Origin of the sequence: Marinobacter sp. (assembly GCF_048266785.1) — a bacterium.
Taxonomy (GTDB): Bacteria; Pseudomonadota; Gammaproteobacteria; order Pseudomonadales; family Oleiphilaceae; genus Marinobacter.
The window spans coordinates 599,354-621,054 of record NZ_JBLWYX010000001.1 but is presented as its reverse complement, the minus strand read 5'-3'; the positions used below and the strand labels follow the sequence as shown (position 1 = coordinate 621,054).

The window sequence follows — 21,701 nt, the reverse complement described above, 5'->3', positions numbered from 1 at the left end:
TCAGTGCAGCTCCTGGCCGGGTAAAAGCAGTTGTTTGCCGCCGTTAATCAGGTCATTCACGCTCTGGGCGCGTGACCCTGGCAGCTGCAAATGGGTGATGCGCAGGGCGCCGGTACCGCAGGCAATATCGATACCGTCCCGTTCACGCTGTATCACTGTGCCGGCGGGCTTCTGACTGTTCTCATCGAGGGCAGTGGCCTCGTGGATCCTCAGGCGCTGCTGTTCCAAATCGGTGAAGGTGCCGGGCCAGGGGTTGAAGGCGCGAATCAGGCGCTCGATGGCAGGGGCATCCTGTGACCAGTCGATATGACCTTCTTCCTTGGAGAGTTTGCGAGCGTAACAGGCCTGTTCGTCATCCTGAGCTTCGCCTTGGAGCTCACCCTTTTCCAGCAGATCCAGTGCTTCTACAATGGCCTGGCCACCCAACTCGGCGAGGCGATCATGAAGGCTGCCGCCCGTATCGTTTGCATCTATGGTGGTCCGGGATTTCAGCAGCATGTCGCCGGTATCCAGGCCTTTATCCATCTGCATGATGGTAATGCCGGTTTCTTTATCGCCGGCGGCAATGGCGCGCTGGATAGGCGCCGCACCACGCCAGCGCGGTAAAAGAGAGGCGTGAATGTTGAGGCAGCCGTGGTCAGGAATGCTCAAAACCGCTTCCGGCAGAATCAGTCCGTAGGCGGCAACGATCATGACATCCGGCTGGAGATCTGCGAGTTCTTGCTGTGCACTCGGGGCTTTCAGGCTTTCCGGCTGGAATACCGGGATGCCGTTGTCCAGAGCAACCTGTTTAACGGGGCTGGGCTGCAGTTTGCGGCCACGGCCTGCTGGCCGGTCCGGCTGGGAGTATACGCCCACGATGGAGTGGTGGGTGCCCAGCAGCGCTCTCAGGGCGGTTGCTGCAAAATCCGGAGTGCCGGCAAAAACGAGTCGCACGGTGTTGGGTCTCTGTTTCGTTGAATACGAAAAGACCGGGCCAAGGCCCGGTCCAGTACGTTTTACAAACTACTTATACTCGCTTCAGGCACATTTCTCAGGCCCCATTTACGCACTTTGTTTTTGAAGCTTTTCCAGCTTCTTGCGAATGCGGTTGCGCTTGAGGTTGCTGAGGTAGTCGACAAATAATTTGCCGTTCAGGTGATCCATTTCGTGCTGGATGCAAACCGCCAGTAGGCCCCGGGCTTCGATTTCAAAGGGCTTTCCGTCACGATCCAGCGCACGAATGATGCAGTGCTCTATCCGCTCGACGTCTTCATAAAAACCGGGTACCGAGAGGCAGCCTTCCTGCATGGCTTCGCGCTCGCCATCCAGAACCTCAACCTTTGGGTTGATAAACACCCTCGGTTCAGTCTTGTCGTCGGACAGGTCCATAACGATGATCTGCTTGTGCACGTTGACCTGTGTCGCGGCCAAACCAATGCCGGGCGCATCGTACATGGTCTCGAACATGTCGTCGATCAGCGTAAGGTCGGCGTCCGTCAGTTCATCAACCGGCTTGGCGATGGTGCGCAGACGTGGGTCCGGGTATTCGAGAATATCTAGTATCATAGTGCTCGTACTTTTGGCCTGTATGACGAACGCCAGGGTTTCTGACTGGCATTCCTTATGGCTTTGCCTGACTTTTAACGTTGTCTTTTGTAACCGTGTGAAAGCGATCTCTGAAATGCGACAGCGTACTGCGCAAATTGTTCCTCTCGCATTAATATGATTAGCGCCATGCACCTTTAGGTACATTATCCAACAATTCGCCGATTGAGTACAAACTGATCAGGCAATAGTTAAAATCTTTTGCAAATGGCATAGAATTTACTGGAAGAACAAAACATAACATCACAATTTGCGAGACTTCTTCTATAGTAACTTGCATAACAACGTAATAAGCTGCAGACAACTGGCTGCATCCTTACCAGAATTCACAGAATCAAGGCACGCGATCAAGGACTTAGATAATGAGGAAACTGCTGTACGCTCTGGCAGCCACAATGCTGCTATTAACCTCCTGGGCTCACGCTGCACCAGAACTGCGGTCTGATCATCCTGAGCGTTACACTGTTGTAAAAGGTGACACTCTCTGGGACATTTCCGGACGTTTTCTGAGTAATCCATGGTATTGGCCCGAAATCTGGCACGTTAACCCGCAGGTCGCCAACCCTCACCTGATCTATCCGGGTGATCGTCTTGCTCTGGTCTATATTGACGGCAAACCCCGGATCACCAAGGTATCGTCCAACAACGGCATTGTGAAACTGTCACCGCAGGTGCGTTCCGAGCAGATTGATACACCGATTCCTGCAATCCCTCTGGACGCCATCAGCAGCTTCCTGACAGATACCCGGATCGTCAGCCCGGATTTGATCAACGAGGCACCCTATGTGCTGGAAGGCAAAGACGGCCGCATCCTGACCGGAGCGGGCGACCGTGTCTATGCCCGCGGTGAGAAGCCGGCCGACAAGGTAGGTGTATTCCGCCGCAGTAAGGAGTTTGTTGATCCGGATACTGGAGAGTTTCTCGGCCTGGAAGCACGCAGCATCGCTCGCGGTAACATCGCAGCCGAAAACGGTGATGTGCTAACTCTGGATCTGACACGCTCCAGTGAAGAGGTGCGCATTGGGGACCGTTTGCTGGTCAGTGAAGATCGTCGCCTGACCACCAACTTTGTGCCCAGCTCCCCAGAACAGCAGATCGAAGGCAAAATGATATCGGTAGATGGCGGTGTCACACAGATTGGTCAGTACAACGTGGTTGCCATTAACCGAGGCAGTCGCGAAGGTCTGGAAGCCGGCAACGTGATGGCCATTCTGAAAAGTGGCAATCTGGTGCGGGACCCCATCACCGATGAGACCATCGAGCTGCCCTCCGAGCGAGCCGGCCTGCTTATGGTATTCCAGGTTTATGAAAAGATGAGCTACGGCCTGATACTGCAGGCGACTCGTGCGCTGTCGGTTGGCGACAAGGTTACCAACCCCTGATCTCATAATCGGTTAATCAAAAGCCGGGCCAGGAAGGCGCGGCTTTGTTGTCTTCAAGGATGATGCTGTGTTTTCCTCTCCTTCTGTGCAGTGGCTGTTTCTTACCCGTTTGCCCAAGTTCGGGCGCGCTCGTCGGCGGGCCATGCTCGCAACAATTCCCGACCTTACTGATCTTCTCATCAAAAACTCCGCAACACTCCGGGCGCATGGCCTGCACGCTGAAGCGGTGGCGGCAATCCTGGCGTGGCAACATCGGGATGAAGCCAATACCTCAGTGAGCGCAGTTCGGCAGATCCTGCTGGATTGTGCGCGGCATGGCATTGATATCGTGAGCTGGCAGAGCTCCAATTATCCGGAAGCGCTAAGGCACATCCATGATGCGCCGCTGGTATTGTTCGCACGGGGTGATGTTCGCCTTTTGAGTTATGAGCAGATTGGTATTATTGGCAGTCGCAACGCCACGCCTGCGGGGCTGGACCACGCCCGGCGCTTTGCGGCAGAGCTGAGCAACCGCAATCTGCTGGTAACCAGTGGCCTTGCACTGGGTGTTGATGGTGCAGCCCATGCCGGAGCCCTTGATGCGGGATACGCCACAATTGCAGTCATCGGCTGCGGCCTTGATCGCATCTACCCAAACCAGCATCGTCGGCTTGGAGAGCGGGTTATCGATAATGGCCTGATGGTATCTGAGTATCCGCCCGGCACGCCCGCAAGGGCTGCGCATTTTCCCCAGCGCAATCGTATTATCAGCGGCCTGAGCCGTGGCGTTCTGGTGGTTGAGGCCGGTTTGAAGAGTGGTTCCCTGATCACCGCCCGCATGGCTCTGGAGCAGGGGCGCGAAGTTTTTGCCATTCCCGGATCCATTCACAGCCCGGTGGCGCGTGGCTGCCACCATTTGATCAAACAGGGCGCCAGGCTCGTTGATACAGTCGACGATATTCTGGAAGAACTGGGCGCCTCCTGGTCACTACCTGCCGGTTGTGGAGCGCCAGATCTGACGGCCGCGAAGCCACCGGGGAGCAGGCTGGCTGCTGCGAGCCCGGTGGATGCGTTGGACAGCCGCGAAATCGCGGTGTTTGAGGCATTAGGGTATGATCCCCAGTCAACCGATGCACTGTGTTCGGCAACTGGTCTTCCGGCCGATCAGCTTGTCCAGTCTCTTATGCTTCTTGAGCTTGAAGGGCTGGTGAGTTCCGCCCCCGGAGGTTTTCAGAAAATCGCCTGAGCCCGGTGCGATGATTCATCCCGTTTTTGGTCTGAAAACATCAGTATGGCTGCGCTCAACGCTTTAAACGAACAGCAGTTACAGCTTGCCTGCAGTGCGATCCTGCGAGGTGGCGTTATCGCCTACCCTACGGAGGCTGTCTGGGGCTTGGGGTGCGACCCCTGGAATCTGCAGGCGGTAACACGCATTCTTGAACTCAAGAACCGACGGATGGAAAAAGGCCTGATTCTGGTGGCTGCGTCTGTGGAGCAGATTCGCTTTCTGCTGAACCCCCTGTCCGAAGAACTTCAACTGGCGGCTTTGAGCTATTGGCCTGGCCCGGTGACCTGTTTGCTGCCAGATGTAAACAGACAGGTTCCTGACTGGGTACGTGGCAGCCATAGCTCGATTGCTGTCAGAGTCAGCGAACATCCGGTGGTTAAAGCCCTGTGTGAAAGCGCCGGCATGCCTCTGGTATCCACTTCCTGCAATCCGGCTGGGCAAGAGCCGGCCCGCGACGCTTCGCAGGTTCGCCGCTACTTTGATGACCATCTCGACCACATTGTTCCGGGCGACCTTGGCGGTAACCGGAAACCCAGCCGAATTATTGATATTGTTAGCGGTAAACAGCTTCGTTAGGAGAATTCATGCCACAGCAACCCGATAGCAATGCAGTCAAGCAGTATCTGCTTGGCTTGCAGGATGTCATCTGTCAGCGCCTGGAAACACTTGAAGGCGGTGTAGAGTTTGTTCGTGACACCTGGGATCGCCCCGAGGGTGGTGGCGGTGCGAGCCGTGTGATCAGCGATGGCCGCATCTTCGAAAAAGGTGGGGTCAACTTCTCCCACGTGATGGGCGAGACCATGCCTGCGTCGGCCACCGCACATCGTCCCCATCTGGCGGGTGCGCCCTGGCAGGCCATGGGAGTCTCCCTGGTGATTCACCCGAACAACCCTTATGTGCCCACGTCCCACGCCAACGTGAGGTTTTTCATCGCCACGCCGAAGAATGCTGAAGCGGTTTACTGGTTTGGTGGTGGTTATGATCTGACGCCTTACTACGGCTTTGACGAAGATTGCGTGCACTGGCACAAAACCGCAAAAGACGCCTGTGCGCCTTTTGGAGAGGACACGTATCGCCGCTACAAAGATTGGTGCGATGACTATTTTTACCTGCGCCACCGGGACGAACCGCGGGGCGTCGGCGGGCTTTTCTTCGATGATCACAATACCGGTGATTTTGAAAAGGATTTCGAGCTGATGAAGTCCGTGGGTGACAGCTATATTGAAGCTTATGAACCCATTGTACGGCGCCGCATGGATCACGCTTATGGTGAGCGCGAGCGGGATTTCCAGCTCTACCGGCGCGGGCGTTATGTTGAGTTTAACCTGGTGTACGACCGCGGCACGCTGTTTGGTCTGCAGTCTGGCGGGCGCACAGAATCCATTCTGATGTCGCTGCCGCCTCTTGTTCGCTGGGATTACAGCCGTGTACCGGAAGCCGGCAGCGAAGAAGCACGCCTTACAGAGCACTTTCTCACCGGGCGTAATTGGGTAGCCGATGACGCGCAGTAAACGAGGTAGGCAATGAACAACGAACTTTATGCGGTAGTGGGTCATCCGATATGCCACAGCAAATCGCCGAGAATTCACAGTTTGTTCGCCGAGCAGACGGGCGAGCCGGTGGAGTACACCGCAGTTCAGGCGCCTCTGGATGGTTTTGCGGCCACGGTTCACCAGTTCTTTGAAAATGGAGGCAAGGGGCTGAACGTAACGGTTCCCTTCAAGGAACAGGCTTGGGCGCTGGCGGAATGCCGGGCGGCGCGAGCCGAAAAAGCTGGCGCGGCCAATACGCTGTACCAGAACAATGAGGGGCAACTGGTGGCCGACAATACCGATGGCCACGGGCTGGTACGGGATCTGGTGGCTAACCATAGCATTCAACTCAAAGGCGCCCGGGTATTGGTTCTGGGAGCCGGTGGCGCCGTGCGTGGTGTTCTGGGCCCCTTGCTTGAACAGCAGCCCGCGAGCCTGACCATTGCAAATCGTACGGTGGCCAAAGCCGACGCACTGGTGGCGCTGTTTGCCGATGAGGCCGGCGCTGCAACCTTGAGCGCCTGCGGGTTCGAAGAGCCGGGCCAGCCCTTCGATGTCATTGTCAACGGCACCAGCGCCAGCCTGCAGGGAGACCTGCCACCCGTTCGCGCAAATGTGATCGGAGTCGGCACAGTTGTATACGACATGATGTACTCTCTGCAGACCACCACGTTTAACCAGTGGGCTCTGGATAACGGAGCTGTCCGGGTGTTTGATGGCCTGGGCATGCTGGTTGAACAGGCCGCCGAATCCTTCCGTGTGTGGCGGGGCGTGCGACCGGAAACAGCACCGGTTATTGATGCGTTGCGTGACGACTGAAAGGGCACATCGCAGCCGAGACCGTCGTAGAGACAACAACCCGTAAGGGCTATCCATAAGGGCTATGCATGGACATTCTTACCCTCGTAGGGCTTGTCGCCGGCATTCTGATTGTTATTCTGGCGATGCTGGCAAACGCTTCGCTTCTTACCTTTCTCAACCTGCCAGGCTTGGCGATTGTTGTGGGTGGCACCTTTGCGGTAACACTCATAAAATTTCGCATGTCCTCAGTGATGAGCGCCTTTCGCCTGGCCATGAGTGCTGCTTTTACCGATAGGGTCGAACGACCTGCGGAGCTGATTCGCGAGGCGGGTGCGCTGGCTCTGGTGGTGCGCAAGGAAGGTATTCTGGGGCTGGAGAACCACCAAACCGGTAATGAATTCCTGCAGAAAGCCATCAATCTGTGCGTGGATGGCCACCCGCCCGAGCTGGTTGAAGAGGCACTGGCTCAGGAATCCCAGCAGATGGCAGAACGCTATGAAGTGGCGGAGCGGGTATTCCGGGGTATTGGTGAGTCTGCGCCAGCCATTGGGATGTTGGGTACCCTGGTGGGTTTGGTGCAGATGCTCAACTCATTGGACGACCCCTCTTCCATCGGCCCGGCTATGGCGGTTGCCTTGCTCACCACTCTATACGGCGCGTTCATTGCGCAATTGATTGCTCTGCCACTGGCGGACAAGCTTCAGCTCAAGGCGGAAGACGAAAGCCGCAACCAGATTCTGATCATCACATCCATGCGCAACATCATGCGCGGTGAAAACCCCAGAGTGATGAACGAACTGCTCTCCTCGTTTGTAACGCCGGAACACCGCACCGGGCTGGCGCCGGAGCGGGAGGCCTGAGGTTTTGCAAACTATCCGGAAAACCAGCAAGCCCCGGCAGAAAAACCACACCCCCGCGTGGATCGTTACCTTTGCCGATCTTGCCACGCTGCTGCTGACGTTTTTTATTCTGCTGCTGTCATTTGCGGAAATGGATATTGAAAAATACAGAGCGATGGCCAATTCCATGTCCGATGCGTTTGGTTCTGCCAATGTGCTGTCGGATGATATCGGTGGCTCGCCGATTACTCTGGTGGAATCGGACACAGTATCCCTGCCAGAGCCCACCGACTCACAGGCCCGGGAGCGGGAGCCGGAGTTTATTGATGAACGAGCGCCAGACACGGCGACCACGGTTGTTTCAGGCGGTGTGATAGATCTGGCCAGTCGCATGATCGGTGAGCTTGAGAACGAAGTGGCGTCCGGAGCCTTGAGTGTCGATTACGACAAAAACAAAGTGGTTATCCGGTTTTCCGAGGAAGCCACCTTCCGCTCCGGAGAGGCGTCTATCAAGCCGGAGATGATCCCGATCATCGAGCGGGTGGTTGGCGTTCTGGCTGGTTGCACAGGCGATGTGCTGGTTTCCGGCTATACTGACGACCGGCCCATCTCCAGCAGCCGGTACCGCTCTAACTGGGACCTTTCCGCAGCCCGGGCAGTATCCGTAGTGCACGAGCTGGTCATGAGCCAACAGGTACCCGCAGAGCGGGTGGTTGCTGCTGGGCGTGCTGAAACCAACGCCCTTGCCCCGAACGACACGCCTGAAAACCGTGCGCTGAACCGCCGGGTGGAAATCGCCATTCGTGATCCCGAATGTGGTGAATCCATCTCGACCGGGGACCTGCCGGTCGAAATACGGCCCTGATTAACAATTTAACGAATAAGGAGAGAGTGATTGTGAGTGGACCAGATAAACCCAAAGTCATCGGTGAAGAATGGAGCGATGAACGGGTAAAAAGCTTCCTGGTGACCCAGCCCAAAGGTGAAGGCTCGGATTACACCACACTGCTTAAAGCCTATCAGGCGATGATAGCCAAAGATTTTGATCGATTCGTAGGTTTTTTCGTGGAAGCGGGTCGGGACCTCAACGCGGTGAATGAAAGCGGCGAAACCATACTGGATAGAGTGGGCGAGCACCGGAAAAGCCTGGACTATGCCCGTGCATTGGAAAACGCGGGCGCGAAAAAAAGTTCTTAAGGACGGTTTAAAAGACTGCCAAAGTGGCGATGCAGAAACGGTCGGAATCGATTCATGGGTGCACCTGCTGTTTGCAGGCTCGGCCTGGTGCCGAGCTGGAACCCTGGCAGTTCACCGGATAGAAATGGTGTAACCAGCTCGGGGTCGCCACTTATGATGTGGACGATGACATCCCGGCTGGCGTTTTCACCGGTTATCAGCGGGGCAGGTTGATGATCGCCAAGAATGATCATCAGTGTGTTCTCTCCTGCATATCGGGCTGCGAAACCACTGGCAACGGTCAGGGTATACGCGATTGCCTGGGCATAATGGTCACGGACGCGGTCGGGGTCACGCCAAAGTGACATAGGCGTTTCTCCAGCTCCTTTCCAGCGTTCGAACACCTGTCCGTTGCCAATACTGTCCCAATCCTCGATAACTGGCAGGATCGGAACCCAGGGGGCATGACTACTGATCAGCGCCAGCTCGGCAAACAGTGGCTCGGGGGTCTGCTCGCGCAGTTTCTGAAACCAGTGCCAGGTATACTGATCCGGCATGGTCACCCAGTTGAAGGTAGGCCCCTGATAATCCATATCGTCATGATCGTAGATGTGCTCGTACCTTAGTAGCCGGCCCTCGGGCCAGGCTTGGGTGATAGCCGGCATCACCGCCAACGTCTTATGGCCGGTGCTGCGAAAGTCGTCGATAAGGGTCGGAAAGTTGCTGCTGAGGAGAGTCTCGTAGGCAATCTGGTTATGAATCCATTGCCCGCTGAGCACGGAGAGATGTCCAAGCCAGGATTGTCCACCCTGGACAGGAGATTGCAGCCTCCCGGTTACTACCGTCAGGCCCGCTGAGCCCAGTTCCTGTGCCATTGATTCCAGACGCTCGTCGATCACTGCCTGGTAGCGATCGTCTGTCAGGGTGGATACGCCATAGGATTCAAGAAAACCGAGGATCACGTCTTTCCCGGCCAACCGCATTAGTGGTTGCGGGTTTTGGCCAGCCTCCGGCTGACCCTGAAGCTGCTCGGCAAAGGCCCTGGTCGCCTGATAGGTGTGAGTCACCAGGGACGCCTGATTGGCCACGAATGCCAGCGCCGGACTCCCGATAAGGGGTGTTGCTGCTCCTGCAATGACAAGACCTGCCACCAACAAAAGCGGTTTGGCAAGATTTGCCGGCGAGTGATATTGAAGACGCTCCAGGCTTAAACGAAACAGCCAGCCCAGGCTTGCCAGAAGGCCCATGAGAAGTGCAAGAGCCAGAGCAGACATCAGAGCGCCCAGGTTGGTCTCCAAAAGGTTCCAGGCGGCACCCAGCTGTCCAACCTCCAGGTACAGGTTCAGTCCTCGCCCCAGGCTTTCGCGAACCAGAGCGTCCACCAGAACCAGGAATGCCAATGCACTGTAGATGACCGCCAGGGCCGTGGTGATGCGGTGCCGCCGATATGGGTTCGGCAGCAGACAAAACAGAGCCCAAAGCCCGATTGCCTCAATTGATAGCCAGGGCATGGCGCCCGGTAAGGCCAGAGCCGGAATTAAAAACAGACCGTTAAGTAGCAGCAGCCAGAACAGCATCATGATGCACGCTCTCCAGTAGCGCTCGTGGATACGAGACATACGGCTTCAGACTGCTATTCAGACCATTCGCTTACGTCTCGGTAAGTTATTCATCGCCTGGCCCGATATAATTGCAATCGCTACCAGTTTAAACCTTACCGAGCAAAAAAATGCTGTGGCCGGGAACTGACTCCCGGCCACAGCATCAATCACAAAAAGTGAAGTGAGTTACTGTACGTCTACCTCAATGGCTTTGGGCTCTTTCGGCTCTGCCTTCTGCAAGGTGAGCGTCAACAGGCCATCCTTGAAGTTGGCTTTCACACTATTGTCGTCAACATTTTCCGGCAATGTGAAGCGGCGCATGAAGCTGCCATAGAAACGCTCAACGCGATGCACCTTTTTGTCATCGGATTTTTCCTCATGCTTCCGCTCTCCCTCAATGGATAGCACACCGTCGCGCACGGTTACCTTCACGTCCTTTTTGTCCATACCTGGCAGTTCTGCCTCTATGGTGAAGGCGTTGTCCGTTTCCTTGATGTCGACGGCTGGCGCCCAGTCACTGCGACTGAACAGGTCTTTGCCTTCGCTGCCAGTGCGTGACACGCCAAACATCCGGTTATAACGACCCATCAGGTCTTCAAGTTCATTGATCGGGTTCCAGCGGGTAAGGTTGCTCATAAGAAGTTCCTCTCTTGTCTACACAAACGAATTTGAAAAAATCAGCCTCGTTCCCGGAACTGCTCTGCGTACTGGCTTTAGCCGGTTGGATATCCGTGAACATCCGCTATTAACGAATGTATGAACACCGGATTATTTTTCAAGCCCTCTCGAACGCGATCAGAAATTAACCAGAATTATGGTTTCAGCTCAGCCAGGTATTCATCCTTGAGCTTCACGTAATTGGCTGCCGTGTATGCAAAAAACGAACGCTCATTCTCGCTCAAAGGCCGGGCTTTCTTGCACGGTGAGCCGACATAGAGATGCCCGGACTCCAGCGTCTTCCCCGGCGGCACCAGACAGCCCGCAGCCACGATCACCTCATCCTCCACCACTGCGCCATCCATAATGATACAGCCCATACCCACCAGCACACGGCTGCCAATGGTGCAGCCGTGTAACAGAGCTTTATGCCCCACCGTGACATCGTCGCCAAGGGTCAGCGGGTAGCCGCCCGGATTAAAATCGCTGGCATGAGTAATATGAAGCACCGAACCGTCCTGAATGCTGCAACGGTCACCGATGCGAATCTTGTGCATATCGCCCCGCACCACGGTCATCGGCCAGATGGAGCAATCGTCACCGGTTTTAACATCACCGATAACCACAGCGCTGGGGTCCACCAGAGTGCGTGCTCCGAAATCTGGCGTGGTACCCTTGTGAGAACGTACATTCGTCATTACATATACTCTAGTTAGATGAAATTATTCCCCGAGTCTGGGGAGTTCGGTTTTGGAAAGACCTTCCAACCGAACTCCATTCCAGGGGCCCAAGACGCTAGCGTTGTTTGTGTCACGCTACTTTACCAACTCATTGCTGAGAAGGGGATCCATGAATAACCCGTTACTGACTGATGATTTGCTGCCCAGGTTTGATCATGTGCGAACTGAGCACATGGAAACGGCTATTGACCAGATTCTCAGCGAAAACCGCGTGAAAATCGCAAGCCTGGCCCAGAACGAAGACCCTGACTGGGACACCCTCGCTCAGCCCATGCAGTCGCTGGAAAACCGCCTGAATAACGCCTGGTCCGTCATTTCGCACTTCAACAGCGTCATGAACAACGACGACCTGCGCAAAGTCTACAAAAACTGCCTGGAAAAGCTCACCGAGTACAGCACCGAGCTCAGCCAGAACACCGCCCTGTGCGAAGCCTACAAAAAGCTCGCGGCCCGGGACGATTTCAGCGAACTGAGCGAAGCCCAGCGCAAAGCCGTGGACAACACCTTGCGCGACTTCCATTTGGGTGGCGTCGACCTGCCTGACGACCAGAAAAAGCAGTATGCGGCGCTCTCGCGCGAGCTATCGGAACTCACCAACAGCTTCAGCGACAACGTTCTGGACGCCACCCAGCACTGGTTCAAGCACATCACCGATGTGGAAGAACTGGCGGGCATCCCTGAATCCGCTCTTGAAGGCGCAAAACAGGCCGCCAGCCAGAAAGATCTTGATGGCTACGTGATTACCCTGGATTTTCCCAGCTTCTTCCCGGTTATGACCTACTGTGACAACCGCGAGCTGCGCCACGAAGTCTACGAGGCGTTTGTTACCCGTGCCTCCGATGTGGGGCCAGACGGCGGTACCTGGGACAATACTCAGGTTATGGCCGAAATTCTCAAGCGCCGCCATGCTCTGGCCAAACTGCTGGGCTTCAACAACTACGCCGAGCGCTCCCTGGCCACCAAAATGGCCCGGGACAGCGACGAAGTATTGGGTTTTCTCAACGAGCTGGCGGCCAAGTCCAAGCCGGTCGCAGAGAAAGACTATGCTGAGCTCAAAGCCTTCGCCAAAGATCAGCACGGCCTGGATGATCTGAAGGCTTGGGACGTAGGCTACTACAGCGAAAAACTACGCCAGCAGCGCTACGACATCTCACCCGAAACCCTCCGCCCCTGGTTCCCGGTGGATAAAGTGGTACCCGGGTTGTTCCGCGTTGCAGAGAAGCTGTTCGACATACAGATTGAAGCCAAGCCGGAAGTGGAAACCTGGCACGAAGACGCCACGGCCTACTGCATCAGCCGCAACGGCGAGCCGATTGCCTGGTTCTATTTCGATCTGTTCGCCCGCCAGGGCAAGCGCGGTGGCGCCTGGATGGCCGACTGCCGGGTACGCTGGCGCGACCAGCGTGGCAGGTTGCAGCTGCCGGTGGCCTTCCTCACCTGTAACTTTACGCCGCCTGTGAATGGCAAACCGTCGCTGCTCACCCACGACGAAGTAACCACTTTGTTCCATGAATTCGGCCACGGGTTGCATCATATGCTGACCCAGGTGGAAGTCATGGACGTGTCCGGCATCAATGGTGTGGCTTGGGACGCGGTAGAGCTGCCCAGCCAGTTCCTGGAAAACTGGTGCTGGAACCCCGACTCCCTGGCACTGATTGCCAGCCACCACGAAACCGGGGAGCCGTTACCGGAAGACCTGCTGCAGAAACTGTTAGCAGCGAAAAACTTCCAGTCCGGCATGGCTATGGTACGGCAGTTGGAGTTCTCCCTGTTCGATTTCCGTCTGCACGCGGAATTCACCGAAGAGGCCCCCACCAATCCGCTGCACATGCACCGAAAAGTGCGCGAAACCATCGCAGTGGTGGAGTCTCCGGAGTTCAACCGCTTCCCGAATTCGTTCTCGCACATCTTCGCTGGCGGATACGCAGCGGGCTATTACAGCTACAAGTGGGCGGAAGTGCTGGCTGCAGATGCCTTCTCGTTATTCGAGGAAAACGGCATCTTCGACCCGGAAACCGGCACGGCGTTCCTGCAGAATATTCTGGAAAAAGGCGGGTCTCAGGAGCCAATGGAGCTGTTCAAAGCGTTCCGTGGCCGCGAGCCGCAGGTAGATGCGCTGCTGAAGCAGACTGGTATGACGGACGAAGCCGCCTGATCCAACCCTCTCCGGTGGTCGTTATGGCCACCGGGGCCTTTAATCTGGAGTTACGTTATGGCGACCCCAAAACGTTTTATTGCCGGTGCCGTTTGTCCCCGCTGTGCGGAGATGGACAAGATTATGATGTTCACCGACGATGACGGTGAGCAGATTCGCGAGTGTGTGGCCTGTGGCTTCACTGATGCGGTATCGGATGCTGAGAAGCCTGCTGATCCTGAGTTGGAGACTCGGGTTAACAAGCGCGACAACGATGACGACCATACGGTTAAGCAGGTTGTTTTCTTCAAGGCTGGGACTGAGGACTGAGGATCAGGAGTTAACGACTAAGGACTGTAGCCTGCTGGCTTGGCTGGGTGCGAGGCCGCGGCGGTATATTTTTCTTCTGGGAAAAAACAACTCGCTGCGCTCAGACATTTTTTTCCCGACAGAAAAACATCCCCCCACGTCCTCTTGTTCTTACTGCGAAGATAGATCGGTTTAAACGATAAAGAAGTTCAGTTCGTTCAGTTCGTTCAGTACGGTTTGGTTTCAGGTTTCAGGTATTGAGTGTTGCCAGCCGTAAAAGCCTTGCGCAGAACGTTTACCCTCCCCATCTTTTCCCTAAGATATCTGTAACGTGTGTTCAGAGGGTGCGGGGGTACTTTTCTGGCGGAAAAAAATGTCTGAGCGCAGCGAGTTGCTTTTTTCCAGAAGAAAAGTACCCCCGTGACCTCGTAGCCCCCAAACCAGCAGGCTACAAACGAAGGCAAACTCCAAAGTTCCCTAAATCAGAGAACCATAGCCGCCAACCACCCAAAGCCGAGTAACGGCAGGTTGTAGTGCAGGAACGTGGGCACCACGGAATCCCAGATGTGGTTGTGCTGGCCGTCTACGTTGAGGCCGGCGGTGGGGCCGAGGGTGGAATCGGAGGCCGGGGAGCCGGCGTCGCCCAGGGCGCCGGCGGTGCCGACGAGGGCGACGATGGCGAGGGAACTGAAGCCCATTTCCAGGGCCAGGGGCACGTAGAGGGCGGCGATGATGGGGATGGTCGAGAAGGATGAACCTATGCCCATGGTGATCATCAGGCCCACCAGTAGCATCAGCAGCGCAGCCATGGGTTTGTTGTTGCCGATCACGTCTACCGAGCCTTGTACCAGAGTGGCGATTTCACCGGTTTCGCGCATCACTTCCGCAAAGCCAGAGGCGGCGATCATGATGAAACCGATCATGGCGAGCATTTTCATGCCTTCGGTAAACAAATCGTCGGCTTCTTTCCACTTCACCACGCCTGAAAGGTTGAACAGCAGGAAGCCTGCCAGTGCACCCAGGATCATCGAGCCCAGCCAGAGCTGAACCACGAAGGCGACCACAATGGCAATGACGGCCATGATCAGTGTGCCAGAGCTGTAGGACACGTTTACGCGCTCGGTGCGGGTAATGGCTTCCAGGTCGTATTCACGCTCGCCGCGGTAGGTAAAAAAGACTGCAACCAGAAGGCCACAGAGCATGCCCAGGGCTGGCAGGGCCATGGCCTGCATAACGCTCAGGCCTTCGGTTTCGCCGCCGTTGGCGCCGATTTTGGCCATCAGTATTTCGTTCAGGTAAATGCCGCCGAAGCCGATGGGCAGGAACATGTAGGGTGTGATCAAACCAAAGGTGAGCGCACAGGCTACGAGCCGACGGTCCATTTTCAGTTTTGCCATCACGTACAGCATGGGCGGAACGACCAGAGGGATGAATGCGATATGGATGGGCAGGATGTTCTGTGACGACAGGGCAATCAGGATCAGCACGCCGATGATCATGTAGCGCACGCTTTTGGCCGCTGCGCTATTTTCCTGCTGGCCGACCATGGTGAGGGTTTTGTCTGCCAGTGCGTGGGCCAGGCCGGATTTGCCGATAGCAACGGCGAAGGCGCCCAGGGTCGCGTACGAAAGAGCGACGGTAGCGCCGCCGCCGAGGCCATTGTTAAAGGCGGCAATGGTGGCTTCAAGAGACAGTCCGGCGATCAGGCCGCCGGAGACGGCGCCTACGATAAGGGCAACAACAACGTGGATGCGGGCCAAACTCAGCACGAGCATGATCAGCACCGCGGCAACGACGGCATTCATGGGAAAACTCCGGGTATGCGTAGGGGGTTATCCGGCCTTCTTGCGAAGGCGGGCATCATGAAAACGCGGTAATGTGCAGTAATTGGCCGGCTGAGTCAAAGGGCTTGTGTAACGATCAGCCGTTATCAATACGCGCAAAGCGTGGAACCTGTTCTCCTGCAACGTTGACGGTTTCGCGGAACATGGAGAGCGGGCGCACCCAAAGGCTGTAGTCGCCGTACAGGCAGCGGTATACCACAAGCTTTTCTTCGGTTTCGCTGTGGCGGGCAATGTCGATCACTTCGTAATCTTTACCCTTGTAGTGCCGGTAGAGGCCAGGCAGGATTTCAATTTTTTTCTCAGCCATGCTGGTGTCGCGCCTCGTTTCGTTATTCCCGATTTTCAAAGGTGCCGGATATCCGGGTACAGTGGCAGCAGTTGTTTGATCAGCCGGTTCTGCGCTGCTGTTGGTACATGGTTTTTTTCCATACCCTTGAATTGTTCGTTGATGCGCTCGTCGTCCACTATGAGGTATAGCAGGTTTTTCACAATATTGGCGATTCCGCCGGGAGTGTTCGTGCTCGTGCGGAAAATGACTGAACTGCCGCTTAGCCTAGCAATAATGTTCGCCAGCGCCTGATCTATCTCGAAACCGGCACCAGGCAACACGCCAGCAGCAAAACTGTTTTTATCTTCATTATCGCTATGAATCTTTCAATTACGCAGAACCGCCCAAGGCAGGATCACATCAGGGTAGACCAGAGCCCAGTGAAAAGCGGATGTGATTCCGGGTCAGAAGGTGTTCCCAATACTCCCGCATCCAGTTCCACGCATCATTATTCACCTGTTCAACGAAGGGATCGAGATTCAGCTCGTAATAGTCCGGTGTACCTGCAATCTGCAGTACAGTCACGGTTATTGAATCGTCCAGTTCGTTTGCAAAGGGCTCGCCAATAAGTTGGTGAACCAGCAGGTTAGCACGGGTTGCTTCTATATCGACAAGCCCACCGGTCCTTATGGAGTGATTGTTCTCGTGCATTTCCTCCATCAGGCGGTGGCACAGGTAGGCGCGGATCAGCAGTCCATCCAGGCCAACATAGCGCACCAGCAGGGTTGAAGGCTCGGTGAAGTACCCGATTGCCGAGTTAACGAAGGGGTCGAACAGCTGAGCTGTGCCTGCCTCACGCGCGCAGGCATCCACGCACTCGATGAGTCTGGGTGCCATTTCAATGTATTCGATGGCGAACTGGAAAAGGCAGTTGGCAGGCTGGTATCCCTCAATCGTGACAGCAGAAGGCAATGCGGCCGCTTTCTCATGCAACTGCCGCAAAAACGTTCCCGAGCGAGCCTCCTTGCGCCGCGCGTGGTCAATGATCTCTAGGACTGCCTGTGGAGTCATTTGAGGACATGCCGGTGTTTGAACAAGTTGAGGTCGCAAGGCGCCTCCTGTACGGGCAATGAGCAACCGGGCAATTGAGCAGTGACTGGGTACTGCCACAAGGCGCCCGTCTTTTCTGACAAGTGTAGACGAGATTTAGCGAGCTGCGATTTCCCGACTGTCAGATATTGTCAACAATTGCCCATGGGTTAACGGGCGCTGAACCATCGGTCGTTGCGGGTGTGGGACCAGCACAGCCAGCCCATGCTTGCCGCGCGGGCGAGCATAAGGCAGACAAGAGAAAACCAGAGCCCGTGGTTGCCCCAGCCTGTGGTTAGCCACCACACGGGCGCAAAAACGCCCAGCGCAGAAAACAGCATGGTGTTCTGCATATCCCGGGTACGTGTCGCGCCAATGAATATCCCGTCGAACAGAAAGCCCCATACAGAGACGAAAGGCAGCATCCAAAGCCAGGGCAAATACTGCCAGGCTGTGGTGCGGACTTCCTCAATGCCAGTCAACAACGCGATCAGGCCACGGCCACCTGCAACGAACACAATGGTCAGCAACAACGAACCCCAGAGAGACCAGCGCAGCGCGCAGCGAAACACTGCAAAGAAGCGCCTTTTGCTGTTCTGGCCGACCGATTCGCCGATCAGGGCTTCCGCAGCATTGGCAAAGCCGTCCAGAGCATTGGAAATCAGAAGCAGAAAAGTGATCAGCACCGCATTGGCTGCCAGTATGGTGTCGCCTTGGCGAGCCCCCTGAGCGGTAAAAAATGCCAGAACCAGAAGCAGGGCGATGGTGCGAACCATGATGTAGCGGTTTACCTGAAGAATGGCCAGGTAGTCCGAGAGGTGTCCGAACAATTCCCGGGTGAGTCTTTGTCCATCGGGCATACGGCGCAGAACAATGGCAAAGCCGATAATCGCCGCACCGTACTCTGCAATCACCGTGGCGATGGCAACGCCCCGGCTGTTCCAGCCCAGCACTGTGACGAACAGCACATCCAGAACAATATTCAGCCCGTTGGCAACAATAAGCATAATCATAGGGCCGCGTGGGAATTGCGTTCCGATCAGCCAACCCACAAGTGTGTACTGGCAGAGCACCGCCGGGGCACTCCAGATTCTTATGGCGGCGTACTCGGCGGCAAGTTCGGTAACGCCTGCGCTCGGGTTCATAAGTGCCAGGCCTGTCCGGATCAAGGGCTGGTGGCAAAGGATAAGAAGCAGGCCGATACCTACCGCCAGCATCACCGAGCGCAACAGCAGGGCAACCTGGTTGAAACTGTCGCGCTTGCCCCAGGCCTGAGCAGCGAGCCCGGTTGTACCCATGCGCATAAAACCGAACGTCCAGTACAGGATGCTGAACAGGTTGGCGCCAACAGCCACCGCACCAAGGTACTCCGGGCTCTCGAGATGCCCCAGCACGGCGGTATCCACAAGCCCCAGCAAGGGAACGGTGAGGTTGGTTAGCATCAGTGGCCACGCCAGAGCCCATAAGCGCCGGTCTGTGGTCGACAACCTGAAGGCCATATTCTATTTGGCTCCTAAAAATATGTACTTAGCATCTTTGGGTTTATTCAATGTTTTCGTATTTTTTTGATCTGTGTCTATACTCTACCCCGAGGTATCCATAAGCAGGCTTTCACTCTGAGTGGCCCGGTGAATGCGAGAGCACCGGTAAGCGCCAGAGGGGTAATGCAAAATCCGACAATAATAACACTCTGTGGAGACACAGTATGCGCGTGCACGCTCAGCGGGCAGGTGCCCTGGTAGGTGGTCTGTCGTTCCCCGCTCTGTCCCTGGCGGACTGGACGGTGAATATGACACCCGGGGTGACCGGCACCAGTAACGATATATTTGACCTTCACATGACCATTTTCTGGATCTGCGTTGCCATTGGTGTCGTGGTTTTCGGAATCATGTTTTGGTCTATTTTCGCCCACCGTAAGTCTCAGGGCGCAAAACCTGCAAACTTTCATGAGAATACTCTGGTTGAGGTCCTTTGGACGCTCATACCGTTGGTTATTCTTGTGATAATGGCGATTCCCGCCACCGCAACGCTGATAGATATGTACGACAGCACCGAGTCGGACATAGACATCAAGGTAACCGGCTATCAGTGGAAGTGGCAGTACGAATACATCAACGAAGATTTCGGCTACTTCTCAAATCTTACGACACCCGCGGAACAGATCAGTAATCGTCAGACCAAGGGCGAAAACTATTTGCTGGAAGTGGACAACCCGATGGTGATTCCGGTGGGCAAGAAAATTCGCTTCCTGCTGACCGCAAACGACGTTATCCATTCCTGGTGGGTGCCAGATTTTGGCGTAAAGAAGGACGCCATTCCCGGTTTTATCAATGAAGCCTGGACCCGCGTTGACAAGCCAGGCACCTATCGAGGCCAGTGCACCGAGTTGTGTGGCAAGAACCATGGCTTTATGCCAGTGGTGGTAAAGGCCGTGCCGGAAGAGGAGTACAACACCTGGGTTGCCGAGCAAAAAGCGACGGCGGAGAAAGAGCGTGAGCTGACCCAGAAAGACTGGACCATGGAAGAGCTGATGGAGCGAGGCGAAAAAGCTTATGCCACCGCCTGTGCAGCCTGTCACCAGGCTGATGGCAGCGGCGCTCCACCGGCATTCCCTGCACTCAAAGGCAGCGCCATCGCCACGGGAGATATAACCGCACACATCGATATTGTGGTGAACGGTAAACCCGGTACAGCGATGCAGGCCTTTGGCGGCCAACTGAATGAAGCGGATCTTGCGGCCATCATTACCTACGAGCGTAACGCCTGGGGTAACAAGGTCGGTGACATGGTCACGCCAAAAGAAATCTTCGATTACAAGAACGAACAGTAATCAACGCCAGATAACAGATATCACCAGCCACAATAATTGGCGGTAACGGGGGTTTTAATGAGTGCGGTTGCAGATACCCACGCCCAGGATCATCATCACGGCCCAGCCAGCGGCATCAGCCGCTGGCTGCTGACGACTAACCATAAAGACATCGGGACCATGTACCTGATATTCAGTTTCACCATGTTCCTTCTGGGTGGAACCATGGCGATGGTTATTCGGGCAGAGCTTTTCCAGCCGGGACTACAGATTGTCCAGCCGGAATTTTTTAACCAGATGACTACCATGCACGGGCTGATCATGGTCTTCGGTGCGGTTATGCCCGCGTTCGTCGGGTTGGCAAACTGGATGATACCGCTGATGATCGGCGCGCCGGATATGGCCCTGCCACGGATGAACAACTGGAGCTTCTGGCTGTTGCCCTGCGCCTTCCTGATACTGGTTTCAACCCTGTTTATGGAGGGTGGAGCGCCCAACTTCGGCTGGACATTCTATGCACCGCTTTCCACAACCTATGGGCCACCGAGCACAACCTTCTTTATTTTTGCTATCCACATCATGGGTGTGTCCTCAATCATGGGCGCCATTAACGTGATCGCCACGGTGCTGAACATGCGCGCGCCGGGGATGACCTTGATGAAAATGCCCTTGTTTGTATGGACCTGGCTGATCACCGCGTTTCTGCTGATTGCGGTAATGCCGGTGCTGGCAGGCGTGGTAACCATGATGCTGATGGACATTAACTTCGGCACCAGCTTCTTCAACGCCGCTGGCGGTGGTGACCCGGTTCTGTTCCAGCACGTGTTCTGGTTCTTCGGGCACCCCGAGGTGTACATCATGATCCTGCCGGCGTTTGGCGCCATATCGCACATTATCCCGGCATTTTCCCGCAAGAAGCTGTTTGGCTACGCCTCAATGGTTTACGCGGTGGGTGCCATTGCGCTGCTTTCGTTCCTGGTATGGGCGCACCACATGTTCACCGTGGGCGTGCCAGTGGCCGGGCAGTTGTTCTTCATGTACGCCACCTTGCTGATTGCTGTACCCACGGGTGTGAAGGTGTTCAATTGGGTGGCCACCATGTTCCGGGGCTCGCTCACGTTTGAGGCCCCGATGTTGTTTGCTATCGCCTTTGTGATCCTGTTTACCATCGGCGGCTTTTCTGGCCTGATGCTGGCGATTGCCCCGGCGGACTTCCAATACCACGATACCTACTTTGTGGTTGCCCACTTCCATTACGTACTGGTACCCGGTGCCATATTCGGTATCTTCGCCTCCGCATACTTCTGGCTGCCCAAGTGGACCGGCCACATGTATGACGAAACCCTTGCCAAAACCCATTTCTGGCTGTCATTTATCGGGATGAACCTGGCGTTCTTCCCCATGCACTTCCTGGGCCTTGCCGGGATGCCACGCAGAATTCCGGATTACGCGTTGCAGTTTGCCGACTTCAATATGGTTTCGAGCATCGGAGCCTTCATGTTCGGTTCTACCCAGCTGTTGTTCCTTCTGATTGTCGTGAAGTGTGTGAGAGGCGGTGAAAAAGCGTCTGCCAAGGCTTGGGAAGGCGCAGAGGGGCTTGAGTGGACGGTGCCTTCGCCGGCGCCTTACCACACGTTTGCCACTCCGCCGGAAGTCAAATAGGAGG

General features: G+C 55.7%; 22 protein-coding genes. 12 read left to right on the top strand and 10 right to left on the bottom strand.

From position 1 onward, the window contains the following. Entirely contained in the window at nucleotides 1-936 is a 936-nt protein-coding gene (gene fmt / locus ACN0V1_RS02930; protein ID WP_417543544.1) for a methionyl-tRNA formyltransferase, read from the bottom strand. 108 nt (nucleotides 937-1,044) lie between these two features. Beyond that, the gene (def, locus tag ACN0V1_RS02925) at nucleotides 1,045-1,548 is read right to left on the bottom strand and encodes a peptide deformylase (protein ID WP_417543543.1); all 504 of its coding nucleotides are present in this window, start codon (nucleotides 1,546-1,548) and stop codon (nucleotides 1,045-1,047) included. 401 nt (nucleotides 1,549-1,949) lie between these two features. Here def and ACN0V1_RS02920 point away from each other — a divergent pair, with 401 nt between their 5' ends. The 8 genes from ACN0V1_RS02920 (at nucleotide 1,950) to ACN0V1_RS02885 (ending at nucleotide 8,605) form a co-directional block, all read left to right on the top strand. Beyond that, nucleotides 1,950-2,969: a LysM peptidoglycan-binding domain-containing protein gene (locus ACN0V1_RS02920; protein ID WP_417543542.1), complete on the top strand. Its 1,020-nt coding sequence runs from the start codon at nucleotides 1,950-1,952 to the stop codon at nucleotides 2,967-2,969. A gap of 67 nt (nucleotides 2,970-3,036) precedes the next feature. Beyond that, complete coding sequence (dprA, locus tag ACN0V1_RS02915) at nucleotides 3,037-4,194, top strand: DNA-processing protein DprA (protein ID WP_417543541.1); 1,158 nt, start codon at nucleotides 3,037-3,039, stop codon at nucleotides 4,192-4,194. 45 nt (nucleotides 4,195-4,239) lie between these two features. After that, nucleotides 4,240-4,812, top strand: a complete 573-nt coding sequence (locus ACN0V1_RS02910) for an L-threonylcarbamoyladenylate synthase (RefSeq protein ID WP_417543540.1) — start codon at nucleotides 4,240-4,242, stop codon at nucleotides 4,810-4,812. 8 nt (nucleotides 4,813-4,820) lie between these two features. Beyond that, a complete protein-coding gene (hemF, locus tag ACN0V1_RS02905; protein ID WP_417543539.1) occupies nucleotides 4,821-5,747 on the top strand; it encodes an oxygen-dependent coproporphyrinogen oxidase in 927 nt (308 codons plus the stop codon). Nucleotides 5,748-5,759: 12 nt separating this feature from the next. Beyond that, nucleotides 5,760-6,587, top strand: coding sequence for a shikimate dehydrogenase (aroE, locus tag ACN0V1_RS02900; RefSeq protein WP_417543538.1), 828 nt, complete (start codon nucleotides 5,760-5,762; stop codon nucleotides 6,585-6,587). Between the two features lie 68 nt (nucleotides 6,588-6,655). Then, the gene (locus ACN0V1_RS02895; RefSeq protein WP_417543537.1) at nucleotides 6,656-7,429 is read left to right on the top strand and encodes a motility protein A; all 774 of its coding nucleotides are present in this window, start codon (nucleotides 6,656-6,658) and stop codon (nucleotides 7,427-7,429) included. Nucleotides 7,430-7,433: 4 nt separating this feature from the next. Continuing rightward, nucleotides 7,434-8,273 (top strand): flagellar motor protein MotB, encoded by an 840-nt coding sequence (locus tag ACN0V1_RS02890; protein WP_417543536.1) that lies wholly within the window; start codon nucleotides 7,434-7,436, stop codon nucleotides 8,271-8,273. A gap of 32 nt (nucleotides 8,274-8,305) precedes the next feature. Next, nucleotides 8,306-8,605, top strand: a complete 300-nt coding sequence (locus ACN0V1_RS02885; protein WP_417543535.1) for a PA4642 family protein — start codon at nucleotides 8,306-8,308, stop codon at nucleotides 8,603-8,605. On the opposite strand, the gene ACN0V1_RS02880 is transcribed toward ACN0V1_RS02885, so the two are convergent. The 3 genes from ACN0V1_RS02880 to ACN0V1_RS02870 all read right to left on the bottom strand — a co-directional run bounded on the left by ACN0V1_RS02880 (nucleotide 8,602) and on the right by ACN0V1_RS02870 (nucleotide 11,540). After that, entirely contained in the window at nucleotides 8,602-10,164 is a 1,563-nt protein-coding gene (locus tag ACN0V1_RS02880) for a sulfatase (protein WP_417543534.1), read from the bottom strand. The genes ACN0V1_RS02885 and ACN0V1_RS02880 overlap by 4 nt on opposite strands. Before the next feature lie 207 nt (nucleotides 10,165-10,371). Next, the gene (locus ACN0V1_RS02875) at nucleotides 10,372-10,821 is read right to left on the bottom strand and encodes an Hsp20/alpha crystallin family protein (RefSeq protein ID WP_417543533.1); all 450 of its coding nucleotides are present in this window, start codon (nucleotides 10,819-10,821) and stop codon (nucleotides 10,372-10,374) included. A 176-nt stretch (nucleotides 10,822-10,997) separates the two neighbouring features. After that, nucleotides 10,998-11,540, bottom strand: coding sequence for a gamma carbonic anhydrase family protein (locus ACN0V1_RS02870; RefSeq protein ID WP_417543532.1), 543 nt, complete (start codon nucleotides 11,538-11,540; stop codon nucleotides 10,998-11,000). A 151-nt stretch (nucleotides 11,541-11,691) separates the two neighbouring features. Here ACN0V1_RS02870 and prlC point away from each other — a divergent pair, with 151 nt between their 5' ends. Continuing rightward, nucleotides 11,692-13,737: an oligopeptidase A gene (gene prlC / locus ACN0V1_RS02865; protein WP_417543531.1), complete on the top strand. Its 2,046-nt coding sequence runs from the start codon at nucleotides 11,692-11,694 to the stop codon at nucleotides 13,735-13,737. 57 nt (nucleotides 13,738-13,794) lie between these two features. Continuing rightward, nucleotides 13,795-14,046, top strand: coding sequence for a YheV family putative zinc ribbon protein (locus tag ACN0V1_RS02860; protein ID WP_417543530.1), 252 nt, complete (start codon nucleotides 13,795-13,797; stop codon nucleotides 14,044-14,046). Nucleotides 14,047-14,507: 461 nt separating this feature from the next. Here ACN0V1_RS02860 and ACN0V1_RS02855 read toward each other — a convergent pair whose 3' ends face one another. The 5 genes from ACN0V1_RS02855 to ACN0V1_RS02835 form a co-directional block, all read right to left on the bottom strand. Beyond that, nucleotides 14,508-15,830: a Na+/H+ antiporter family protein gene (locus tag ACN0V1_RS02855; protein WP_417543529.1), complete on the bottom strand. Its 1,323-nt coding sequence runs from the start codon at nucleotides 15,828-15,830 to the stop codon at nucleotides 14,508-14,510. A gap of 115 nt (nucleotides 15,831-15,945) precedes the next feature. Continuing rightward, the gene (locus ACN0V1_RS02850) at nucleotides 15,946-16,176 is read right to left on the bottom strand and encodes a DUF1653 domain-containing protein (RefSeq protein ID WP_417543528.1); all 231 of its coding nucleotides are present in this window, start codon (nucleotides 16,174-16,176) and stop codon (nucleotides 15,946-15,948) included. A gap of 35 nt (nucleotides 16,177-16,211) precedes the next feature. Next, a complete protein-coding gene (locus ACN0V1_RS02845; RefSeq protein ID WP_417543527.1) occupies nucleotides 16,212-16,358 on the bottom strand; it encodes a hypothetical protein in 147 nt (48 codons plus the stop codon). A gap of 199 nt (nucleotides 16,359-16,557) precedes the next feature. Beyond that, nucleotides 16,558-17,208, bottom strand: coding sequence for a hypothetical protein (locus tag ACN0V1_RS02840; protein ID WP_417543526.1), 651 nt, complete (start codon nucleotides 17,206-17,208; stop codon nucleotides 16,558-16,560). 188 nt (nucleotides 17,209-17,396) lie between these two features. Then, a complete protein-coding gene (locus ACN0V1_RS02835; RefSeq protein WP_417543525.1) occupies nucleotides 17,397-18,725 on the bottom strand; it encodes an MATE family efflux transporter in 1,329 nt (442 codons plus the stop codon). Between the two features lie 206 nt (nucleotides 18,726-18,931). On the opposite strand from ACN0V1_RS02835, the gene coxB reads away from it, so the two are divergent. Together coxB and ctaD are read left to right on the top strand one after the other, a co-directional pair. Next, entirely contained in the window at nucleotides 18,932-20,056 is a 1,125-nt protein-coding gene (coxB, locus tag ACN0V1_RS02830; RefSeq protein ID WP_417543524.1) for a cytochrome c oxidase subunit II, read from the top strand. A gap of 57 nt (nucleotides 20,057-20,113) precedes the next feature. Further along, nucleotides 20,114-21,697 carry a cytochrome c oxidase subunit I gene (gene ctaD / locus ACN0V1_RS02825; protein WP_417543523.1) on the top strand — a complete coding sequence of 528 codons (1,584 nt, stop codon included), beginning with the start codon at nucleotides 20,114-20,116 and terminating at the stop codon, nucleotides 21,695-21,697. Nucleotides 21,698-21,701 lie beyond the last annotated feature (4 nt).